Genomic DNA, 20,420 nt, shown 5'->3' on the forward strand with positions numbered 1-20,420 from the left:
TGTCCTCATTCTAGGGCGGACCAAGGAGCGAAGCGACGCGCGCAGACCCTAGAATGACGAAGTTGTGAGGTTGTATTGCTTCAATCATTTTATTGACTAAGTCAACTAATTGGTCGATCCTTTCCATGACAGGAGAACCATCCCATGACCGTCCACAACCTCCCCAACAAGCACCTGATCGACGCGGTGCGGGCTTTCAACCGCTTCTACACCCGCCAGATCGGCCTGCTCGACGAAGGGCTGCTGAAAAGCGCCTTCTCCCTGACCGAGGCGCGTGTGCTCTACGAACTGGCGCACCGCGACGGCCTGACCGCGACCGACCTCGGGCGCGACCTCGGTCTCGATGCCGGCTATGTCAGCCGTCTGCTGAAGAAGTTCGAGCGCCTTCACCTCATCTCCAGGTCGACGGTGGTTTCGGACGCCAGGCAATCGTCGATTGCGCTGACCGCGGCGGGCAGGAATGCCTTCGCGCCGCTGAACAAGGATTCGCACGACCAGGTCGCGGCGCTGCTCGATCGGCTGCCCGCGTCGGAGCAGGACCGGCTGGTGAAGTCCATGCGGACGGTCCAGGCTCTGCTGGGTGAAAGCGCAGAGCCAAGGATCCCTTATCTGTTGCGCCCGCTGCAGGTCGGCGACATCGGCTGGATCACCCGCCGGCAAGGCATGCTCTACGCACAGGACTATGGCTGGGACGAAACCTATGAGGCGCTGGTTGCCGAAATCCTCGCGGCATTTGTCAAATCCTTCGACCCGAAATGGGAACGAAGCTGGATCGCCGAGCGCGAAGGCGAGGTGGTCGGCTCGGTCTTCGTCGTGCGCAAATCGGATCAGGTGGCGAAGCTGCGCCTGCTCTATGTCGAACCTTCGGCGCGTGGCCTCGGCATAGGCAGGCGACTGGTCGAGGAATGCATCGGCTTTGCCCGTGCGAAGGGCTACAACACGCTGACCTTGTGGACCAACGATATCCTGATCGCCGCCCGGCACATCTACCAGGCGGTCGGCTTCAAACTGACCGAGGAAGAACCGCACCACTCCTTCGGCAAGGATCTGGTCGGCCAGACCTGGGACTTGGAATTGTGATCTCTGCTAAGCCTTGACGGGTATCCAGATCTCCAGTCCGCCATTGCCGCTGCGCGGATCGAACTCCGGGCCATAGCGTTCGAATTCGGGGGCGTCCGCTATCTCGTGCCCGGAGGCCGGCAGCCATTTGTTCCAGATCGTGTTGACGGTCCGGCGGATAGTCGAGATGTGTTCGCGATGCGAAAACACCGCGTATTTCTGGGCGGGTATGCGCACGCGGCTGAGTTCCCTTGGAAGGTCGGAAAAGTCGGTGACCTCGACACCGGCGACGTAGTCGAAATTGCCGGCATCGTCGCCGTTGGCGCAGACACCGTAGGCGACGTCGCCAGTCTCGCTCGGAATGTTGCCGATATAGGGGCCGAAGCGTTGCCACTGCATCGGAATGGCGGCGCTGGTTTCACAGTTGTAGCGTTCGCCGAGCCCAGCGATCAGCAACGGCCGGCTGGTCTCGAAGCGCGGTGGTTCGAGGGCGGAAAGAAAGGATTGGTCCATCAGGATCGGCTCCACGAGGTCGAGGGTGTTGGTCGAGCCTTGCGCGCGCACCATCTCCGGCGTGGTGCCGAACTGGTCGCGGAAGGCGCGGGTGAAAGCCTCATGCGAGCTGTAGCCGGCATCGAGCGCCACCGATAGGATGTCGGGCGCTCCGCCGGCCAGCCGGCGCGCCGCCTCGGTCAGCCTGCGCGCGCGCATGTAGCCCATGACCGAGCGGCCGGTGGCGGCGCCGAAGGCGCGCGTCACATGAAAGCGCGACACGCCGCTGCTTTGGGCGACATCGTCGAGCGAGATCGCCTCCGGCAGATGGCTCTCGACGAACCATAGCGCTTTCTCGGTCGGGTTCATGGCTCCTCGCATTGAGGGGATCATCTTGCCACCTTCGCGCGCGGCAGTTTGATCGGAATTGCGCTCGCCGCGCAATCCGGACGGCAACGCTCCGCAGCCAACAGCATCTGGCTCGCTGGCTTCTTCCGGCAGCAAGCTCTCACTTGACGCCGCCGCGCGCTATCGTCTAAGACGTAATGTAATTACATAACATATAAAATTCGAGCGCCGCGGCGGGATCGACAATGCACCGAGAAATCCGTTGCGAAGCAATTGGGGGAAAACTACGATCGAGTGGTGATGGTCCCCGAGTCGAAAGGCGAGGGGTGAAAAGGGAACACGGTGAGACCCAAGAGGTCGAAGCCGTGGCTGCCCCCGCAACTGTAAGCGGTGAGCAAGATCCGAAATGCCACTGGCCGGCAAGGCTGGGAAGGCAGGATTGCGCAAGGACCCGCGAGCCAGGAGACCTGCCATCACCAAGTTGACCGGACGGGGTGTGCCGGGAGGAAACGTGGACGTCGGTCTTGTCGGCCGGCTCGCCAACATCCTTCCGTCGCCAGTTTTGGAAAGTGACGGAAGTTGGACGGCGCCATCGATCACCGCATCATCGTGTGCACGCTTTGCCGTGATGTTTCGACCGGCATCAGGTCGGGCGAAAGCCTATGCGCCGATTTGCGCTCCCGGCTCTCGGCCCACGATGAACCCGCCGTGGCGCATGGCTTCACGATCGAAGGCGTCGAATGCATGGCGGGCTGCGCACGGCCGTTGACGGTAGCCTTCCAGGCTCCGGGCAAGGCCACCTATCTTTTCGGCTCCGTCGATGCCGAGGCCGATGTTGGCGACCTTGTGCGATTTGCCAGGCTTTACGCCTCGCTTGCCGACGGCTGGTGCAATTCCGGACAACGTCCGCCGCGACTGGCCGGCAAGACGCTGGCTCGCATCCCGGCGCCGGGCAAGCTGGGGGGGATAGTCGATGACAATGCCACTTCTTGAAGCGCGCGACCTGGGTGCCGTGGCGAATGGCCGGAATCTGGTCCATGCGGTCAGCCTCTCCATCGCCACCGGCGATCGTCTCGCCATCATCGGCCCCAATGGCGCCGGCAAGACGACGCTGCTGCGCATGCTGTCGGGCATGCTCAGGCCAAGTTCGGGCGAGGTGAAGCTTGGCGGGCGACGCCTGGACAGAATCTCGACAGCCGAGCGGGCCCTGCACATGGCCGTCGTCGGCCAGACCGACCAGCCGGATCCGCGGCTGGCGGTGATCGACTATGTCGAACTCGGCCGCGTTCCGCATGCCGGCCTGAGGCGCAGGAGCGAGGAGCGCGACATCGTCGTCGATGCCTTGCGCCGGACTGGGCTTCTACCGCTGCTTGGCCGCACGATCGGCTCGCTGTCCGGCGGGGAGCGCCAACGCGCCCAGCTGGCGCGCGCCATCGCGCAGGAACCGAAGGTGTTGTTCCTCGACGAGCCGACCAACCATCTCGACCCGCGTGCTCGCGGCGAGCTTCTCGAACTCGTCGCCGGCTTCGGCATGACGGTGATCGCGGTGCTTCACGACCTGACCCTGGTGGCGCCTTTCGCCACCAGGGTCGCGGTGATGAACGAAGCCCGGCTGCACGCGTTGGCCGCACCGCGCGAAGCGCTGACGCAAGAGCTGATCCGCGAGATTTTCGGTGTCGACGTGTTTCGCCTGCGCCATCCCACCGAGGACCGCGAACTGACCGTGTTCGATGTTCCGAACCGCGCCGCGCCGCCATCCTGAACGAACCCATCCCCATCGGCACTGTTCAACCAAGGAGCAAAATCCGTGAAACGTCTCGCCTTGTCGCTCGTCTTTTCTTTGCTGGCCTCTACCGCCTTCGCTTTCCCCGTCACCGTCGACAGTTGCGGCAAGCCGTTGACCTTCGACGCGCCGCCCAAGCGCGCCGTCATCCACGACCTCAACATGGCCGAGATGGCCTTCGCGCTGAAGCTGCAGCCGTCGATCGTCGGCCTGACCGGCATCACCGGATGGTACAAGGTCGGCCCCGAATTCAAGGCCGAGCAGGGCTCCATCCCGGAACTCGCGCCCAAATACCCGACGCTCGAAAACCTGGTCGCCGTCGAGCCCGATTTCTTCTTCGCCGGCTGGTACTATGGCATGAAGCCGGGTGGCGACGTGACGCCCGATACGCTCGCCCCGCACGGCATCAAGACACTGGTGCTGACCGAAAGCTGTGTCCATCTCGACAAGAACCGCCCGGCGGCTTCCATGGACCTGCTCTATGGCGATGTTGAAAAGCTGGGCAAGATCTTTGGCAAGGAGACAGAGGCGCAGAAGCTTGTTGCCGGCTGGAAGGCGCAACTCGCCGACATCACCGCGAAGGTCGGCAGCGCCAAGGGAACCCGCGTGTTCCTCTATGATTCCGGCGATGACAAGCCGTTCACCGCCGGAAAATTCGCTATTCCCAGCGCCATGATCACGGCCGCCGGCGGCGACAACATCATGGCCGACATGGACACCAGCTGGGGCAATACGGACTGGGAAACGGTGGCCTCGCGCAACCCGCAATTCCTCATCCTGCTCGATTACCAGGATGGCGGCGGCTACAGGAAACTGCTCGATTTCTTGAAGGCCCATCCGGCAATGAGGGAGACGGACGCGGTCAAGAACGAGCGTTTCGTGGCGCTGCGCTATGCCGAACTGACGCCCGGACCTGCAAACATCGAGGCGATCGCCAAGATCGCCAAGGCGATGCATCCGGAAGCGTTCTGATGCTTCTTGCCCCCGGGCATAAATCCGGCGCGCTTTCCGGGCACAAGGGATTCGCGTTGGCGATGGTGGCGGGCATGGTGGCGGTCGTCGCCCTCGTGCTGCTGTCGATCGCCTATGGTTCGACGCTGATCCCGCTGAGCGACGTCATCGGCTCGCTTGGCCATGCCGTCGGGCTGCATGAACACCAGGTGTCGGGCCCGGTCGGCAAGATCGTCGTCGATCTCAGGCTGCCGCGCACGATCCTGGCGATCTGTGTCGGTGCCGGCCTCGGCATGACAGGTGCGTTGCTGCAGACGGTGACCCGCAACGATCTCGCCGACCCGTTCCTGTTCGGCCTGTCGTCGGGAGCCGCCGCCGGCGCTGTTTCCGTCATCACCGTCTTCGGCGACAGTTTTGGCATCTGGACCTTGCCCATCGCGGCCTTCACCGGCGGCATACTGGCCGCCTGCATCGTCCTGCTGCTGGTCGCACGGGTAAGGGGACAGGGGCCGGAGCGGCTGATCCTCGCCGGCCTTGCCGTCTCCTTCCTGTTCACGGCATTGACCAATTATCTGGTCTTTGCCGGAGACCAGCGCGCGGCCCATTCGGTGCTGTTCTGGACGATGGGCGGGCTGGGGCTGGCGCGCTGGGACAATGTCTGGCTGGGCGCCTTGGGAGCCGGCACGATCGCGGCCTACGGGCTGTGGAACCACCGCAGGCTGGATGCCTTCCTGGCCGGTGAAAGTGCCGCCGAAAGCCTCGGCGTGCCGGTGGCGCGCATGCGCAGGGCGACGTTTCTCGTCGCGGCCTTCTCGACCGCAATTCTCGTCTCGGTCGCCGGCGTCATCGGCTTTGTCGGATTGATGATCCCGCATCTTTCGCGGCCGCTGGCCGGTCCCTTGCATCTGCGCCTGATCGCCAGCTGTGCATTGTTCGGGGCGGTGCTCTTGCTGGCAAGCGATCTTCTGGCACGGACGCTGCTGCCGCCGCAGGAACTGCCGATCGGCATCATAACCAGTTCGCTCGGTGCCTTCTTCGTCGTCACGCTGGTCGTCCGAAACCGCCTGTGAAGAAGGCCGATTCCCGCCTGACCGGCTGTCTCCAGCGGTTCACGGATTGCCATCCACGGTCGCGTTGCAAGACCGCCACGCATATTTGCCGGCTTTCACCATCACGTGACATCTTGAATAGTAAGCACGCTTATTATATCTATCGCTCATGGTTTCTGATGGCATAGACAGACTGGGCTTTTTGATCCACGACGTGCAACGTCTGCTGCGCAAGCGCTTCGAGACGCGCGCCAGCGGGCTTGGCCTTTCGTCGGCGCAATGGCGCCTCATGGTGCGTGTCGCCAAGGAGGCAGGCGTTACCCAGGCGCGGCTCGCGGAACTGCTCGAAATCGAGCCGATCAGCGTCTCGCGCCTCGTCGACCGGATGGAGGAGGGCGGCTGGATCGAACGCCGCGCCGACGCCGCCGACCGCCGCGTGCGCATGATTTTCCCGACAGCCAAGGCGAGCGCTGCCTATGCCGAGGTCAAGAGTCTCGCCGGCAAAGTCTATGAGGAATCGCTTGTCGGCGTTTCGCCCGAGGACCGCCGCGTCCTGATCAGGGCGCTCGATGTAATCGTGCAGAATCTGGCGGACGGCGAGGCTTCGTCGCTTGAAAAGATCAAGAGTGCGGAAGGCGCAGCAGCATGAATGCGGTAGCCAAGGTCGACGAAAACGCCCCCAAGGTTGAGATGGAAGCTCCGGCCCAGCCGGTTGCCGCCCCTGTGGCGGTCGCCCCGCCTGTAGCGCCGGTCCCGGCGGCACCGAAGAAGAAGCGCCGCATGGGCCGCTTTCTGTTGATGTTCGCCCTGCCGGCCGCGCTGATCATCGGCGGCGGCTATGTCTGGGTGACGGGTGGGCGCTATCAGGAGACGGAGAACGCCAATCTGCAGCAGGCCAAGGTGTCGATTGCCTCGGACACGGCCGGCCGCATCGTGCAGGTCGCCATATCGGACCATCAGATGGTCAAGCGGGGGGATCTCCTGTTCGCCATCGACCCGGAGCCTTACCGGATCGCGCTCGCCCAGGCCGACGCCGCGGTTGCCGCGGCACGCCTCAATGTCGAGCAACTGCGCGCCGCCTACAGCCAGTCGATGGCGCAGGAGAAGTCCGCCAGCAGCGAGGTCGACTACGCCCAGTCGCAATATGACCGCGCCGCCGATCTCGCGCAGAAGGGCATCAACGCCAAGTCGTCGCTGGACCAGGCCCGCAACGACCTCGACAAGGCAAAGCAGCAGGTCGCCGTCGCCCAGCAAGGCATCGTCAGCGCCAAGGCCGCACTTGGCGGCAATCCCGATATCGAAACCGACAAGCATCCAACCGTGATGTCGGCGCTCGCCGCGCGTGACAAGGCCGCCTACGACCTGGCCCAGACCACGGTCAAGGCGCCCGCCGATGGCGTCATCTCGCAGGCCTCGTCGTTCAAGGTCGGCCAGTTTGTCGGCTCCGGCACGCCGCTGTTTTCGCTGGTCGAAACCGGCGACTCCTGGATCGATGCCAATTTCAAGGAAACCCAGCTCACCAACATGAAGCCGGGCCAGAAGGCCGAGATCGTGATCGATACCTATCCGGGCAAGACCTTCGAGGCGACGGTCAAGGCGATCGGTGCGGGAACGGGTGCTGAATTCTCGCTGCTGCCCGCGCAGAACGCCACCGGCAACTGGGTCAAGGTCACGCAGCGCATCCCGGTGCGCCTGGAGCTTACCGATCCCGACGCCAAGATGATGCTGCGGACGGGCATGAGCGCCTCTGTCACCGTCGATACCGGCGTAGCCCGCGGTTTCCCCGCCATATTCGGTCACGCCAAGGCTGGCGAGGCCGCGCAATAAATGAGCGGAAGCCCGCCAGGACGAGGCGGGCGGACGTGGATAACAGGATTGGTCTGATGGGAAGAGTCAGCGCCTGGTTCGAGCCGCGTTGCGGCTTGGCCGAAACTGAAATCTTCGACACGGACCCGTCGGTCCTCATGTTTCCGGGCGGCAGGCATCCGCTCATCAGAGATTCTCGGTCGATGTAACCCCCACATCGACAATCGCGTCCCACCGCGATGAGGCTCTCTCAACGGAAGGCTTTGCCGCCCGGAAACCCCATGTACACGTTTTTGTTACCGGCTGGAAGTTCCGCGGATGAGCACGCCCGAATCCTTCAAAGAAGTGCCGCATCGCGGCCTGATCACGGTCGCGCTCATGCTGGCGACGATCATGCAGGCACTCGACACCACGATTGCCAACGTCGCGCTGCCGACCATGACCGGCGACCTCGGCGCCTCTCCGGACAACATCAACTGGGTGCTGACCTCCTACATCGTGGCCGCGGCCATCATGACGCCGGTCACCGGCTGGCTCTCCGACCGCTTCGGCCGCAAGGAGCTGTTCCTGACGGCCGTGGTCGGCTTCACCATCTTCTCCATGCTGTGCGGCCTGGCATGGAGCCTTGAAACCATCGTGCTGTTCCGGCTGATGCAAGGCGTCTTCGGCGCCGCCATCGTGCCGCTGTCGCAGACCTTCCTGCTCGACATTAACCCCAGGGAGCGCCACGGCCAGGCCATGGCCATCTGGGGCGCCGGCATCATGCTGGGGCCGATTCTGGGCCCGACGCTGGGCGGCTGGCTGACCGAGAATTTCAACTGGCGCTGGGTGTTCTTCATCAACCTGCCGGTCGGCATCGTCGCCTTCCTTGGCATGGCCGTCTATCTGCCAGCCGTTGCCCGGCGGGTGCGCAGCTTCGATTTCTTCGGCTTTGCCATGATATCGCTCGGCGTCGGCGCGCTGCAGCTGATGCTCGATCGCGGCGGTGAGGTCGACTGGTTTTCCTCGGTCGAGATATGGATCGAACTCGGCCTGGCCATCACGGGCTTCTGGGTGTTCATCATCCACACCATGACGGCGGAACATCCCTTTATCGACCCCAAGATCTTCCTCGACCGCAATTTCGTGACCGGCCTGGCGTTCATCTTCGTCATGGGTGTGCTTATCCTCGCCTCGATGGCGCTGCTGCCGCCGATGCTGTCGACCATCTTTGGCTATCCGACCATCACCATCGGCATCGTCATCGGTCCGCGCGGTGTCGGCACGATGATCTCGATGCTCGTCGTGGGGCGCATCATGGGAAAGATCGATGCCAGAATTCTCGTCGTCATCGGTTTTCTCCTGACCGCGCAGTCGCTCTACACCATGGCCAGTTTCACGCCACAGATGGACAACTGGTTGATCATCACCTCCGGGGTGATCCAGGGCCTGGGCATGGGAATGGTGTTCGTGCCGCTGTCGACGGTTACATTCGCCACGCTCGACGTACGCTACCGCACCGACGCGACCGCGTTGTTCAGCCTGGTGCGCAATCTTGGCTCGTCGATCGGCGTGTCTGTCGTGACGGTGCTGCTGGTGCGCAACACGCAGATCAACCACGCCGAGCTTTCTGCCTTCATCAACCCGTTCAATCCCAATCTCTGGGCGGTCTCGCCCGCGGCCGCCGGCGGCGATCCGACAGCGCTGTCGGAGGTCGATCGCATGGTCAATATCCAGGCGATGATGATCTCCTACGTCAACGACTTCAAAATACTGATGATGATGACGCTGCTCGCCATCCCGTTCGTCTTCCTGCTGCGCAAGCCGAAAGCCGGCCCGGCTGGTGGCGGCGCGCCCGCCGCGCATATGGACTAGGCCCCGCGGCAGGCAAAGTGGCAGGCATGTGCCTGCCACCGATATGGACTAGGATTGCCGCGTCGGTTGGTGCTAGCTCATTGCGCAAGCGGCCTGCATCGTTTGGCCGTTGACCCCAGCGGGACGCAAGAACGATGCAGCACCAGACATTTCCGGTATTCGATCTCGGGCGGTTCGAAAACGCCGGCGCCGAGGAGAAGCAGGCCCTCGGGGCCGAGGTCGACCGCATCTGCCGCGACACCGGGTTCTTGGCCGTGACCAACCACGGCATACCACAGGCGGTGATCGACGCGGCATGGTTGAAGGCGCGGGCCTTTTTCGATCTGGCGCCGGAGCACAAGCAGCGCTCGAAGGCGCCCTACAAGGGCTATCCCTATGGTTATCTTGGCCCTGAACTCGAAGCATTGGCCAAATCACGCAACGTCGACACGCCGCCCGACCTCAAGGAGAGTTTCAACGGCGGCCCCCTCGGCGTGCCGCAAGGCATGTCCGATCCCGAGGCGCTCGCCTTCTGCTATGCCGAAACGATCTGGCCCGCGGAACCTGAGGGGTTCGTCGCCGCCTGGAAAGCCTATTATGCTGCGCTCGAGGATCTGGCGTTGCGCATCATGCGTGTCTTCGCCACCGCGCTTGGTCTGCCCGAAAATCATTTCGACAGCTATCTCGATGCGCCGATCAGCGCGCTTCGGGCGCTCAACTATCCCGAACAGCATGTCGCGCCGAAACCCGGCCAGATCCGCGCCGGCGCTCACACCGACTACGGCAGCCTGACCATCCTTCTGCCGCAGGCCGGATCACGCGGCCTTCAGATCATCACGCCGGATGGAGAATGGACCGAGGTGCCGCCGATCCCGGGGGCCTTCGTCATCAATATCGGCGACCTGATGGCGCGCTGGACCAACGACCGCTGGGTCTCCACCGTGCATCGTGTGGTCAATCCGCCGGCGCAACAGGGTGGCAAGGACCGGCGCCAGTCCATGGCCTTCTTCCACCAGCCGAACTGGGACGCGGAGATCAACGTGCTGCACGCCTGCCTCGCCGACGGCGAAGCGCCGAAATACGAGCCTGTGCGCTCCGGCCCCTATCTGATGGGAAAATTCAAGGCGACGACCAAATAGGCCGTTCTATTTTCCGAGCACGAGAGCCCAGTACCGCAGGCTGGAGTCGCGGCCGTCGCGCACATAGGCGAGGCCGAAGCGGGTGAAGCGCGGGTCAAGCATGTTACGGCGATGGCCGGGCGAGTGCGCCCAGATGTCGAACAGCTTCTCCTGGTCGAAGCGGCCCTCGGCGATGTTTTCGGCGGCGGCACCGGCAATGCCATTGTCCTTGACGCGCGAGGCAAAATCCTTGCCCCAGCCCGTGGTGTGGCTCATGCGCTCCCGCGATGCCATGTAGCCGGCCTGCTGAAGCGCCGCCTGTTCGAGCTGGGTGTCGGGAACGAGCGGCCCCAGTCCCGCCGTGGCGCGCAGGCTCGCCAGCGTGCCCGTCGCGGAGGAGGAAACCCCGGCGCCTTGCCCGGTCGGCAGCGAGACGGTGCCGCAGGCGGCGGGCCCGACCAAGGCCGCGAGGCCGGCTGCCTTGAGCCATGTGCGCCTGTTCAGGCCTTTTTGACGGATTTCGACTTTTTCAGCTGTCATGCCCGTCTGACATAGCCGCGATCATGGCTTTTGCCGGGCGGGGCTGACAAAATCACGCGATACGGGCAGAAGACCGTCGATGCCGCCATCCAGGTTCGGGCGGGCTCGGTGGGGGAACTACCTTCAGTATGACCGAGCCGGAGGACCATCATACATGAGCAGATGGCTCGAACTATTTGTTGAACACGCGCGGTCGATTGTCATGGACTAAAGGGATAGTTGGGCTACCTGCGCATGCGCGAGGAGCCAATCTGCATGTCGTTCCAAATACTTGGCCGCTGTGAAAAACAATGCAGATTGCCGTGCGCTGATCAATTTCCAGCGGCTGAGCAGTTGCATCAAGCGGAGCGCCCCAACGGCCAAATGCAGAAGAAGCCAGACCGCGCCGAAAGTCAGCCATGATGTGAATTTGGCTCGGGCCTGACTGTCGGTCACAGTACGAAAAAGGCAATCGAGGCCAGAGCCATCACCGCCGTGGCAAGCACTCCGCCGAAAGTCATCCAGCGCGGCAGCGTAAGCCGGCCCATGATCCGTGGGTTCATCGCGATCATCATCATGATTGCCATCAGCGGGGCAGCCAGTATTCCATTGACGACAGCGCTCCAATAGAGTGCCCTGATGGGGTCCAGTCCGACGAAAGTCAGGGTCACCCCGCCCAGCGTCGCCACCGCGATCGTGCCGTAGAAGGCCTTGGCGTCCTGCGGGCGTTGGTCCAGTCCCTCCGGCCACTGAAACATCTCCGCGATGGCATACGCGGCGGAGCCGGCCAGGACGGGCACAGCAAGCATACCTGTGCCGATGATGCCGACCGCAAAGACCACGAATGCAAAGTCACCGGCAACGGGTCGGAGTGCCTCTGCCGCTTGCGACGAGGTTTGAATCTGGGTGACACCGTTGGCATGCAGGGTCGCCGCCGTGGCTATGATGATAAAGACGGCGACAAGGTTGGAGAATCCCATTCCGAACAAGGTGTCGCTCTTGATGCGCGCAAGCTGGTGCGCGGCGCTGCGGGAGTGAGCGCCGAGCCGTAGCCTATGCTGTCGATGCTGCTCCTCGACTTCCTCGCCGGCCTGCCAGAAAAACAGATAGGGGCTGATCGTCGTGCCGAGAACCGCTACCAGCGCCATAGCATGATCGCCGTCGAAGACGATTTGCGGAACCAGCGCACCATAGAGCGCTGTTCCCCAGGGCACATGCACCGACAGAACTACCGCGACATAGGCAAGCAGGGACAGAGTCAGCCATTTGAGCACCGTGACATAGCGGCGGTAGCTCACGAAGACTTGCAACAGGATGCAGATCAGAGCGAAAAGGATCGCATAGAGGTGATGCGGCCCCCCGACCAGCAATTCGAGCGCCGCTCCCATAGCCCCGAGGTCGGCGCCGATGTTGATAACGTTGGCGACGAGGAGCAGCAGCACCGCAAAACGCAACAGCCAAGGCGAATAATGCCGACGCAGGTTGCGCGCGATACCTTGGCCTGTCACCGCACCGATCCCGGCACTGATCCCTTGGGTTACGGCCATAAGCGGATAGCTGAACAGCATGATCCAGGCGAGCGAGTAACCGAATTGTGCCCCCACCTGACTATAGGTGGCGATACCGCTTGGATCATCGTCGGCCGCGCCGGTGATCAGGCCTGGGCCCAAGGTTCCCAAAAAGTTAAAACGTTTGCGAAGCGTTGACGTGCCCGGCGCTGACTCCGGTAATTCCATCGAATGATCCCCTCCCGCTAGGAATGGACTAGCAAGGCCAAGCAGGTCTTTAACACATTCCCACAGGGCTGATGCAGGCGGCGGTCACCGCGTTCCGCTATTTTTTGATCGCCGCCGGTCTCTCTTTCAGCGTCGTCGGATTGACCCGCAGGGTCAAAACGCTCATCGAGTTGGCTGCGTCCATTTTGCTCTGCTTGCCGCGCGTCTCCCCAACGAATATGTCGCCGACAGCGTTGAAATCCTCAAGACTGATGCGCCTCAGTTTTCACAGCCGACCTATCGATCGAGACGAGTGAGCGGCCCGACGCCCTCACTACCGCAGGTGCCGCCGAGACGTCGGGTTAAGCGTTGGGGGACGTCTCTCATTTCACGAGAGTGATCATCCGGCTGGCATACATCTCGCGATTTCCAAACACGGCCGTGCAGTCGGTTTTGATGGATGAGTTTCCGGTCATCTGCACGGTCAAGCCAACAATCCTCAGACAGTCCCCCTGACCGCTCATGTCTGAGTTGCCGGCAAAGGAAATGGCGGCGTCAGGCGCATAGACGAACCCGCTGATCACGGAATTTGCGCCGCCATTCAGCGTCAAGGCCGATGTGTTGCCGCGGTTCTCGAAAATGGTGATGCCGGCGTAGGGACCGCTGGTGGGTGGGGATAGATTCACCTGTTCATTGGCATTTATGTAGATCTGTGAGCCTTCCATGAGAAATATGGTCACGCCCTGACCGGTCAGGCTGCCGTTGCCGCCCGGTTTTATGGTGACGCCACGCATGATGTAGACGCCCGGATTGAGCGTGATGTTTCCCGACAACGTCTTGTCGCAATAGGTTCCGGGCGACAGCGTATAGGTTTTCCCGTTCGGAACCGGCAGGCACAATGTGTAAGGCGGAGCGACGACGTTCGCCAGAGGATCGAAAGACGCATATTGATGTTCGAGCGGGGCTCCGCAGGTGAGATTGGCGCTGGGCGGCGACAGCCCGTAAGTGCCGCCGACAGTCGAGACGCAGCCCGCCGAAACCTGTGCGGAACCGCCTCTGCTGACGGCATTGGACGCGTCGGAGTTCGCCGCGATCACGCAACTGGTCATAGAGACATTGGTCGAGCCTTGCAGGCTTACGGCCGCCGACGCATGCGGATCGAGCGCCAGCACACAGGCCTGCGCACCAGGGTCCATCTTGACCATGGCCGAGCGGTAAGCCGGCCAGGGGGCCGCGCCATTGATGAAGCTCGGACGGTTGATGCTGGACGATAGCGAGATGTAGTAGGCGCTCGGGCCGCCGCTGGCGGTTGCCGAAAAAGCGGAGACGCTGTCCGCATATTCCTGCTGGTCGGCGACGCTCATATTGGCCGCAAAGAATGTCAGCCCAAGCCCCTGGACATCACTCGCGGGCATGCTGGCCAGGTATTTTGTGCCGACAGCAAGTCCGGCCGCGTCCAGCGAGCTCTGCAATTGTGAGGCGTCGTCGCTCGTGCCCGTGAGGTCGATCGTGCCAGCCACGACAACCATTATCGGCACCATCGCTATGGCGGTCGCGATGGCAAAGTTGCCACGCCGCGAAGACCAGAAGCCTTTCAATGCCAACATTGCCCCTCGCCCAAACTTGGTAAGCTCAAGTGATACGCCAAGGGTCTCTACGATGAATTTAAGCAATAACTAAAATACGTAAATGCTAAAATTTGATGCAATGGTTGACCAAAGCGAAGGTCTGCCAAAGCACGCCAAATTTGGCGACATGAAGAGATGCGCGCAACGAGGAACGGATCCAGGTCATCGATTGCGCGACAAGCCCTGGCAAATCGGCTATGGTGCGACATCTACTAGTGGCAGCTGCGGGCGGCCATCTCGGCGGTGACCGCCCCGACACACGGGAGGATGGTTATGGCCGGCTTTCATGTCATGGCGGACGCTTACGGGATGCATGTGCAGCCTGCGGTGCGCCGCATCACCGCGGCGGATCTCTGGGACGCGCTCAAGCTCGGCGCCGAGGATTTCTGGGCCAAGCCCTCGCATTATATGTTCCTGTGCCTGATCTACCCGGTCGTCGGCCTGATCCTGACGCAGTGGACGTCGGGCTCCAACGCCATCCAGCTTGTCTATCCATTGATGTCGGGCTTTGCCCTGGTCGGGCCTTTTGCCGCGATCGGGCTTTACGAGATCAGCCGCCGGCGCGAACTCGGCATGAACACGGATTGGCGCCACGCGCTCGATGTGCGCCGCTCCCCGGCGCTGCCGTCGATCGCGGTCATCGGCATCATGTTGTTTGTGCTGCTCCTGTTGTGGCTGTTCACCGCCCAATCGATCTACACCAGCCTGTTCGGCGACCAGCCACCGGCTTCCATCGGCGCTTTTGTCCGCGATGTGCTGACGACCAGCAAGGGCTGGACGTTGATTCTGCTTGGCAACGCGGCCGGTTTTGTCTTTGCGGTGGTGGTGCTGGCGACGACGGTGATCGCCTTTCCGCTGCTGCTCGACCGTGATGTCGGTGCCGTCTCGGCAATCGAGACTTCGGCCCGGGCGGTGATGGCCAACCCGCTGCAGATGGCACTGTGGGGGCTGCTGGTCGCCGTGCTTCTGGTGATCGGCTCGATCCCGCTGTTCGCCGGGCTGGCCGTGGTCATGCCGATCCTGGGTCACGCTACCTGGCACCTCTACCGCAAGGTGATCGAGCCGGCGCGGGTCCGGCCGATCCGCCGGCCGATGTAGGCTAAGGCGGTGGGAACCGGCTTTGGGAAAGGATCGTGCCGGAGGCCTCAGCGCTGCGCGTCGGTCGCCATCTTCAGCGCCAGTGCCGTCAGCACGCCTCCCATCATCCAGCGTTGGATGACCAGCCACAATGGCCGTCCGGCAAGGAAAGTGGCGATCGAACCGGCCGTCACCGCGATGATGGCATTGACGGTCAGGCTGATGGTGATCTGAGTCGCGCCCAGAACCAGCAACTGCGACAGGACATGGCCTTTGCCGATGCTGATGAATTGCGGCAGCAGCGACAGATAGAGAACGGCCACTTTCGGATTGAGCAGATTGGTCATCAGGCCCATGGCGAACAGCTTGCGCGGCCCGTCTTTCGGCAGGTCGCGCACCTGGAATGGCGAACGTCCGCCAGGTTTCACCGCTTGCCAGGCCAACCACAAGAGATAGAGCACGCCGGCAAAGCGCAACGCATCGTAAGCATAGGGCACGGCGAGCAGCAGTGCGGTGATGCCGAACGCCGCCGAAAGCACATAGAACAGGAAACCGACCGCAACCCCGCCAAGCGAGATCAGTCCGGCCTTCGGCCCTTGCGACAGCGAGCGTGAGATCAGGTAGATCATGTTCGGGCCTGGCGTCAGCACCATGCCGAGGCAGACCAGCGCGAAAGCGAGATGGTTGGCGGTATCGGGCATTGTTTGTCCCCAGGCGTGCCGCGATGGAAGCGGGATCCCGCGGGCGGCCAATATCTGCCTGTCGCGGCGGGCGCCCGCAAGGGCTTGGGCGGCGCAGGCATTGCGCCAGCGCGCGTGATGCCGTTCGACGCGACACGCTCTAGCCGACCACCCGCAGGTTCGACAGTTCGTTGCCGATTTCCTTGAAATCGTTCGACAGGCTGGCGCCGGTCGCATTCCAGAACAGCTTCGCAGGCTTGCTCGGGTTCGCCGGATCCTTGCGGAAGCGCGAGTCCGAGGAGCAGGATTTCAGTGCATCGATCGCCAGCTTGTCGCTGGCCTTGGTCGTCGACAGGTCGAGCGCCACCGTCATCACCATGATGTTGGCCGCCTTGGCGTTGTTGCAAAGCGTTGCCATCTGCTCGTTGAGCGCGTTCGTGTAGTTGCCGTTCGAATAGTCGAGCCGACCGATGGCGCTCGATGTGCCCATGAACAGGCGACCGACCGAGGTGCCGTTGTAGCCGGGGTTGAGATAGCCATAGGACGCATAGGTCGATTTGGAGTTGGCGGGATCGGAATAGCTCAGCGAGGACGGCGTATAGTAGGTGTTGGCGCCGTCGGTCAGGACGATCACCACTTTGTCGTTGCCTTTCTCGGTTTCAGCCCGCCCTTGCGTGAACGGCTCGCCACTCGAAACCACGCGCCAGCCCCACGCCATGCCCTCGGGAACATTGGTGCCGCCATTCGGCTGCATCAGGTCGATGGCGGCCTTGATCGAGGTGAGCCCATCGGTGACGCTGACATCGGTCAGCGGCGTGATTGGATTGGTGGTGCAGCTGTAGTTCGGGCCGTTGCCGGCAGGCAGCGCCGGCGCATTGATCGGCCGCGGCTGGAAATACTTGGCCATGTTGCGCAGCCGCGATTGGCCGGTGCTGCTCGAAGGATCGTCATTCCACCAGCTGTTCACCGCGCCATAAGTCACCGGTGCCGCCTCGTCGGGATCCTGGGTGAGCTTCCAGTGGTTGCCGGGCTCGTCCGGGGCGAACATGGGCACGAACATCGTTGCCGGATCGCCGACGCCTATGCCGGTGTTGGCGGAGCCGCCGGATGCCGGTGTGTCGTTGACATTGTAGGGGTAGGGCCGGGCCTCCACGCAGCCTTGCCAGCTGGCAAACGGCCCGTAGGAGTCGATGTAGTCATATTCGTCGTGGCTGCGCTTGCAGGTGTTGTTCGAATTGTATTCGTCGCAAACCACCCGCTTGCTGTTGACGACGCGCTCGTGGTTGGTGACGACCTTCATGTCCCGGTAGAGCGAAAACCGGGTCAGAATCTGGCCTTCCTCGCTGCCCCAGCCGGTGCCGCGCTTGTACCAGATGCCGTTGGTCTGCTGGGCGTATTTGTTGGCCGCATTCAGCGTCGACCAATCGAAATTCTCGTTCGACACCGGGGACAGGCCCTCTGTGTCCATCCACGATGCATTGCCATTGCCGGGGCCGACATTGACCGAAGCGGCAAAGGGCACGAGACCGAACTGCACCGGCTTGTCGACCTGCTTGATCATGGCCGCCTGCTGGGCCAGCGTGTCGACCAGTTGCTTGGACGCCGTCTTGAGAAGATCGATGCGCTTTTGTCCCGAGCCGGTGCCGAGTGTGGTCATCGACCCGGAATTGTCGAGCACCAGGGCAACTTCCAGCGTGTTCTTCAGCCTCACCTGGGAGGTGACGTTGAAGCTGATCCTTTGGTTCGCATCGATTGCGGATTTACCGACAAGCTGCGCGAAGGCCGGGTAGAAATAGGGCTTGTAGGCAAGCTGCGCCGTCATGGTGAGCAGGCCGCCACCGGTGGTGTTGCTCGGCAAGACGACGTTGAGGGTCGTGCTGGCGGGATCGACATCGTTCAGGTTGGCGTTGAAGAAGTCGAGCGCGTAGGCCTTCAGCTGGTCGTCCGTCGCGCCTTCCGTCAGCCGGCGCGCCGTGGCGAAGTTGGCGGCGTCGAGCGCATTCGTCACCACCTGCTTTTCACGGTTCATTTCCGTGAAGTCGACCGCGATCGCCAGGCCGCCCATCAGCGGTATCGTCGCCACGACTGTCACAAGAGCATAGTTGCCGCGCCGGTCGCGGCGGAACTGACGCCAGATTTCATGCATGTCTTGCAGCGGCCCCCGCCGGCGGATTTTCGGTCTGCGCCAGCTTCTCACAAAACGCTGAAAGACGGGTTTGGGAAACCGCTCTATTGCTTGGTTGGCGCTTCACCAACCGCTAACCAATCAACGGCCACGGCCCTGATGCCGTCCAGAAAAACGCCTGCCGACGCAGGACGTAGGCATATTGGGCTGACAGATAGGACGGATAAGAGAGCGCTCATGGTCATCCAGCCAACTCTCATTGATCAATTGACGAGGCTGCCAGGCGAAAGCTGGTGACAGCATGGAGCGGTTCGGATAATTCGAAACCCGCTGCGGCGACCCGTCGGCCGCGGCACTCGCAACGCTTATACTGAAGGAAACGGCATGGCGAATTCGCCTGAAATCGTCGGCTCGCTCGAAGACGTCTCGAAAGCCTATTCGGCAATCCTTTGCGATGTCTGGGGCGTGATGCACAATGGCGAATGGCATTTTCCGGCGGCCGCGGCGGCGCTTGCCGAGGCGAGGACAGCCGGTATACCGGTTGTCCTTATCACCAATTCGCCTCGCCGCAGCGCCGATGTCGTGGCTCAGATGAGCGTGATCGGCGTTCCGCCATCGGCCTACGACCGTGTGGTGACCTCGGGTGACGTGACCCGCGACCTGATCGCGGAGGGCCCGCGCAAGATCTTCCACATCGGCGCCGAACGCGACCTGACCCTTTATGACGGCCTCGATGTCGAGCTCGTCGAGGAATTCGAGGCCGCCGGTGTAGTTTGCACCGGGTTGTTCAACGACGAGGTCGAGAAGCCTGAGGATTATACGGACCTTTTGCGCCGATTGCGTGCCAGGAACCTGCCGTTCATCTGCGCCAATCCCGATATCATGGTGGAGCGCGGCGAACGGATCATCTGGTGTGCGGGTGCCCTGGCGCGCGACTATGCCCAGCTCGGCGGCCGCACGCTGATCGCTGGAAAGCCTTACACGCCGATCTACGACGTCGCGATGAAAGAAGTGGCGGAGGTGCTTGGGCGGCCGGTTGAGCGTTCGCAGGTGCTGGCCATCGGCGACGGGATGATGACCGATGTGAAGGGCGCGGCCGACAATGGTTTTGATGTTCTTTATGTCTCCGGCGGCATCCATGCCCGCGACTATGGCGATGCAGCCCGGCCGGATCCGGCAAAGCTCGGACTCTTCCTGGAACGGCACGGCTATCGTCCGGTGGCCGTCATAGCCAGACTGCAGTAGGTGACAATGGTGGCCTTCCAGCATCTCTCGGCAGCCGCGCCGCTGCCCGCCGATCTGCGGGGCGGCGTTGTCGCGATCGGCAATTTCGATGGTGTCCACCGTGGCCATCAGGCGGTGCTCGAGCGGGCGTTGGCCGAGGCTGCGCGGCGTGACGTGCCGGCCCTGGTGCTGACCTTCGAGCCGCACCCGCGCAAGGTCTTCAGGCCCGACATACCGTTGTTTGTGCTGACCCCGCCGCCGATGAAGGCGCGCCTTCTGTCGTTGCTCGGCTTTGCCGCGCTCGTCGAGCAGCCGTTCACGCGCGACTTCGCCTCGCTGTCGGCGGAAGCTTTCGTCACCGAGGTGCTGGAGAGGACGCTCGGCATCACCCATGCCGTGACCGGTTTCGATTTCCATTTCGGCAAGGACCGCCAGGGCGGACCGGCCTATCTGATGGCAGCCGGCGAACGCCATGGCTTTGGCGTCACGCTCGTCGACGCTTTTCGCGACGAGGGCGCCGAGGTGGTCTCGTCAAGCCGGATTCGGGGCTTGCTCTGCGATGGCGAGGTGGCCGAGGCCGCCGGTCTGCTCGGCTACCGCTTCACGGTCGAAAGCGAGGTGGTCGGTGGCCAGCAGCTCGGCCGAACGCTCGGCTTTCCGACCGCGAATATGCGGCTTCCCGCGGAAGCCACCCTCAGGGAAGGGATCTACGCCGTCCGCTTTCGGCGCGCCGACGGCACGTTGCACGATGGCGTCGCCAGCTTCGGCCGCCGCCCGACCGTCGACGACAATGGCGCACCGCTTCTGGAGACCTTCGTCTTCGATTTTTTCGGCGATCTCTATGGCGAGACCTGCGAGGTCTCGTTCTTCGGCTTCCTGCGCAGCGAGATCAAATTCGACGGGCTCGACGCGCTGGTCGTGCAGATGAAGAGGGACGAAGCCGAGGCGAGGGCGCTGCTTGCCGGCGTCAAGCCGCTTTCACAACTCGACGCCGCCATCGCTTTTTGAAAAGC

Annotated in this window: 18 protein-coding genes and 1 riboswitch; of the genes, 12 read left to right on the top strand and 6 right to left on the bottom strand. The window is 62.7% G+C overall.

Going from position 1 to position 20,420, the window contains the following annotated elements:
* Window positions 1–144: 144 nt before the first annotated feature.
* The gene (locus AC07SZ_RS02725) at window positions 145–1,080 is read left to right on the top strand and encodes a bifunctional helix-turn-helix transcriptional regulator/GNAT family N-acetyltransferase (RefSeq protein ID WP_494913148.1); all 936 of its coding nucleotides are present in this window, start codon (window positions 145–147) and stop codon (window positions 1,078–1,080) included.
* Between the two features lie 6 nt (window positions 1,081–1,086).
* Here the strand turns inward: AC07SZ_RS02725 and AC07SZ_RS02730 are convergent, their stop codons facing one another.
* A complete protein-coding gene (locus AC07SZ_RS02730) occupies window positions 1,087–1,920 on the bottom strand; it encodes a GyrI-like domain-containing protein (RefSeq protein WP_494913149.1) in 834 nt (277 codons plus the stop codon).
* A 263-nt stretch (window positions 1,921–2,183) separates the two neighbouring features.
* A riboswitch (cobalamin riboswitch) is annotated at window positions 2,184–2,388 on the top strand.
* Window positions 2,389–2,478: 90 nt separating this feature from the next.
* Between AC07SZ_RS02730 and AC07SZ_RS02735 the strand changes: the two genes are divergently transcribed.
* The 8 genes from AC07SZ_RS02735 (at window position 2,479) to AC07SZ_RS02770 (ending at window position 10,460) form a co-directional block, all read left to right on the top strand.
* Window positions 2,479–2,892 (top strand): DUF1636 family protein, encoded by a 414-nt coding sequence (locus AC07SZ_RS02735; RefSeq protein WP_494913150.1) that lies wholly within the window; start codon window positions 2,479–2,481, stop codon window positions 2,890–2,892.
* Window positions 2,873–3,661 carry an ABC transporter ATP-binding protein gene (locus tag AC07SZ_RS02740; RefSeq protein WP_494913151.1) on the top strand — a complete coding sequence of 263 codons (789 nt, stop codon included), beginning with the start codon at window positions 2,873–2,875 and terminating at the stop codon, window positions 3,659–3,661. The genes AC07SZ_RS02735 and AC07SZ_RS02740 overlap by 20 nt, the downstream gene beginning before the upstream one ends.
* A 45-nt stretch (window positions 3,662–3,706) precedes the next feature.
* A complete protein-coding gene (locus AC07SZ_RS02745) occupies window positions 3,707–4,654 on the top strand; it encodes an ABC transporter substrate-binding protein (protein ID WP_056562947.1) in 948 nt (315 codons plus the stop codon).
* Complete coding sequence (locus AC07SZ_RS02750) at window positions 4,654–5,703, top strand: FecCD family ABC transporter permease (RefSeq protein ID WP_065004981.1); 1,050 nt, start codon at window positions 4,654–4,656, stop codon at window positions 5,701–5,703. The genes AC07SZ_RS02745 and AC07SZ_RS02750 overlap by 1 nt, the downstream gene beginning before the upstream one ends.
* A 148-nt stretch (window positions 5,704–5,851) precedes the next feature.
* Window positions 5,852–6,331 carry a MarR family winged helix-turn-helix transcriptional regulator gene (locus AC07SZ_RS02755; RefSeq protein ID WP_056562941.1) on the top strand — a complete coding sequence of 160 codons (480 nt, stop codon included), beginning with the start codon at window positions 5,852–5,854 and terminating at the stop codon, window positions 6,329–6,331.
* Window positions 6,328–7,509 (top strand): HlyD family secretion protein, encoded by a 1,182-nt coding sequence (locus tag AC07SZ_RS02760; RefSeq protein ID WP_056562938.1) that lies wholly within the window; start codon window positions 6,328–6,330, stop codon window positions 7,507–7,509. The genes AC07SZ_RS02755 and AC07SZ_RS02760 overlap by 4 nt, the downstream gene beginning before the upstream one ends.
* 297 nt (window positions 7,510–7,806) lie before the next feature.
* Window positions 7,807–9,342: a DHA2 family efflux MFS transporter permease subunit gene (locus AC07SZ_RS02765; RefSeq protein ID WP_056562935.1), complete on the top strand. Its 1,536-nt coding sequence runs from the start codon at window positions 7,807–7,809 to the stop codon at window positions 9,340–9,342.
* Window positions 9,343–9,476: 134 nt separating this feature from the next.
* On the top strand, window positions 9,477–10,460 hold the full coding sequence (locus AC07SZ_RS02770; RefSeq protein WP_494913152.1) for an isopenicillin N synthase family dioxygenase: 984 nt from the start codon (window positions 9,477–9,479) through the stop codon (window positions 10,458–10,460).
* 6 nt (window positions 10,461–10,466) lie between these two features.
* On the opposite strand, the gene AC07SZ_RS02775 is transcribed toward AC07SZ_RS02770, so the two are convergent.
* From AC07SZ_RS02775 to AC07SZ_RS02785, 3 genes are all read right to left on the bottom strand, one after another.
* Complete coding sequence (locus tag AC07SZ_RS02775) at window positions 10,467–10,979, bottom strand: CAP domain-containing protein (protein WP_056562930.1); 513 nt, start codon at window positions 10,977–10,979, stop codon at window positions 10,467–10,469.
* A gap of 431 nt (window positions 10,980–11,410) precedes the next feature.
* Window positions 11,411–12,694, bottom strand: coding sequence for an NRAMP family divalent metal transporter (locus AC07SZ_RS02780; protein WP_056562927.1), 1,284 nt, complete (start codon window positions 12,692–12,694; stop codon window positions 11,411–11,413).
* 362 nt (window positions 12,695–13,056) lie between these two features.
* On the bottom strand, window positions 13,057–14,280 hold the full coding sequence (locus tag AC07SZ_RS02785; protein WP_056562925.1) for a TadE/TadG family type IV pilus assembly protein: 1,224 nt from the start codon (window positions 14,278–14,280) through the stop codon (window positions 13,057–13,059).
* A gap of 294 nt (window positions 14,281–14,574) precedes the next feature.
* On the opposite strand from AC07SZ_RS02785, the gene AC07SZ_RS02790 reads away from it, so the two are divergent.
* Window positions 14,575–15,399: a DUF2189 domain-containing protein gene (locus AC07SZ_RS02790; protein WP_056565478.1), complete on the top strand. Its 825-nt coding sequence runs from the start codon at window positions 14,575–14,577 to the stop codon at window positions 15,397–15,399.
* Window positions 15,400–15,446: 47 nt separating this feature from the next.
* Here AC07SZ_RS02790 and AC07SZ_RS02795 read toward each other — a convergent pair whose 3' ends face one another.
* Together AC07SZ_RS02795 and AC07SZ_RS02800 are read right to left on the bottom strand one after the other, a co-directional pair.
* Window positions 15,447–16,079 carry a LysE family translocator gene (locus tag AC07SZ_RS02795; protein ID WP_056562922.1) on the bottom strand — a complete coding sequence of 211 codons (633 nt, stop codon included), beginning with the start codon at window positions 16,077–16,079 and terminating at the stop codon, window positions 15,447–15,449.
* Between the two features lie 139 nt (window positions 16,080–16,218).
* The gene (locus tag AC07SZ_RS02800) at window positions 16,219–18,204 is read right to left on the bottom strand and encodes a TadE/TadG family type IV pilus assembly protein (protein ID WP_494913153.1); all 1,986 of its coding nucleotides are present in this window, start codon (window positions 18,202–18,204) and stop codon (window positions 16,219–16,221) included.
* 363 nt (window positions 18,205–18,567) lie between these two features.
* Between AC07SZ_RS02800 and AC07SZ_RS02805 the strand changes: the two genes are divergently transcribed.
* Both AC07SZ_RS02805 and AC07SZ_RS02810 read left to right on the top strand, forming a co-directional pair.
* Window positions 18,568–19,428 carry a TIGR01459 family HAD-type hydrolase gene (locus AC07SZ_RS02805; protein WP_494913154.1) on the top strand — a complete coding sequence of 287 codons (861 nt, stop codon included), beginning with the start codon at window positions 18,568–18,570 and terminating at the stop codon, window positions 19,426–19,428.
* A 6-nt stretch (window positions 19,429–19,434) separates the two neighbouring features.
* Entirely contained in the window at window positions 19,435–20,415 is a 981-nt protein-coding gene (locus AC07SZ_RS02810) for a bifunctional riboflavin kinase/FAD synthetase (protein WP_172374055.1), read from the top strand.
* Window positions 20,416–20,420: the final 5 nt, after the last annotated feature.

The sequence above is a fragment of the Mesorhizobium sp. GW821-FHT07A06 genome, assembly GCF_059419085.1.

Bases quoted from the DNA above. Each gene is read 5' to 3' on its own strand.
- AC07SZ_RS02730 (WP_494913149.1), bottom strand. From the start codon at position 1,920: ATGAACCCGACCGAGAAAGCGCTATGGTTCGTCGAGAGCCATCTGCCG.
- AC07SZ_RS02725 (WP_494913148.1), top strand. From the start codon at position 145: ATGACCGTCCACAACCTCCCCAACAAGCACCTGATCGACGCGGTGCGG.
- AC07SZ_RS02795 (WP_056562922.1), bottom strand. From the start codon at position 16,079: ATGCCCGATACCGCCAACCATCTCGCTTTCGCGCTGGTCTGCCTCGGC.
- AC07SZ_RS02780 (WP_056562927.1), bottom strand. From the start codon at position 12,694: ATGGAATTACCGGAGTCAGCGCCGGGCACGTCAACGCTTCGCAAACGT.
- AC07SZ_RS02750 (WP_065004981.1), top strand. From the start codon at position 4,654: ATGCTTCTTGCCCCCGGGCATAAATCCGGCGCGCTTTCCGGGCACAAG.
- AC07SZ_RS02790 (WP_056565478.1), top strand. From the start codon at position 14,575: ATGGCCGGCTTTCATGTCATGGCGGACGCTTACGGGATGCATGTGCAG.
- AC07SZ_RS02775 (WP_056562930.1), bottom strand. From the start codon at position 10,979: ATGACAGCTGAAAAAGTCGAAATCCGTCAAAAAGGCCTGAACAGGCGC.
- AC07SZ_RS02760 (WP_056562938.1), top strand. From the start codon at position 6,328: ATGAATGCGGTAGCCAAGGTCGACGAAAACGCCCCCAAGGTTGAGATG.
- AC07SZ_RS02785 (WP_056562925.1), bottom strand. From the start codon at position 14,280: ATGTTGGCATTGAAAGGCTTCTGGTCTTCGCGGCGTGGCAACTTTGCC.
- AC07SZ_RS02810 (WP_172374055.1), top strand. From the start codon at position 19,435: ATGGTGGCCTTCCAGCATCTCTCGGCAGCCGCGCCGCTGCCCGCCGAT.
- AC07SZ_RS02805 (WP_494913154.1), top strand. From the start codon at position 18,568: ATGGCGAATTCGCCTGAAATCGTCGGCTCGCTCGAAGACGTCTCGAAA.
- AC07SZ_RS02765 (WP_056562935.1), top strand. From the start codon at position 7,807: ATGAGCACGCCCGAATCCTTCAAAGAAGTGCCGCATCGCGGCCTGATC.
- AC07SZ_RS02800 (WP_494913153.1), bottom strand. From the start codon at position 18,204: ATGCATGAAATCTGGCGTCAGTTCCGCCGCGACCGGCGCGGCAACTAT.
- AC07SZ_RS02755 (WP_056562941.1), top strand. From the start codon at position 5,852: ATGGTTTCTGATGGCATAGACAGACTGGGCTTTTTGATCCACGACGTG.
- AC07SZ_RS02770 (WP_494913152.1), top strand. From the start codon at position 9,477: ATGCAGCACCAGACATTTCCGGTATTCGATCTCGGGCGGTTCGAAAAC.
- AC07SZ_RS02740 (WP_494913151.1), top strand. From the start codon at position 2,873: ATGACAATGCCACTTCTTGAAGCGCGCGACCTGGGTGCCGTGGCGAAT.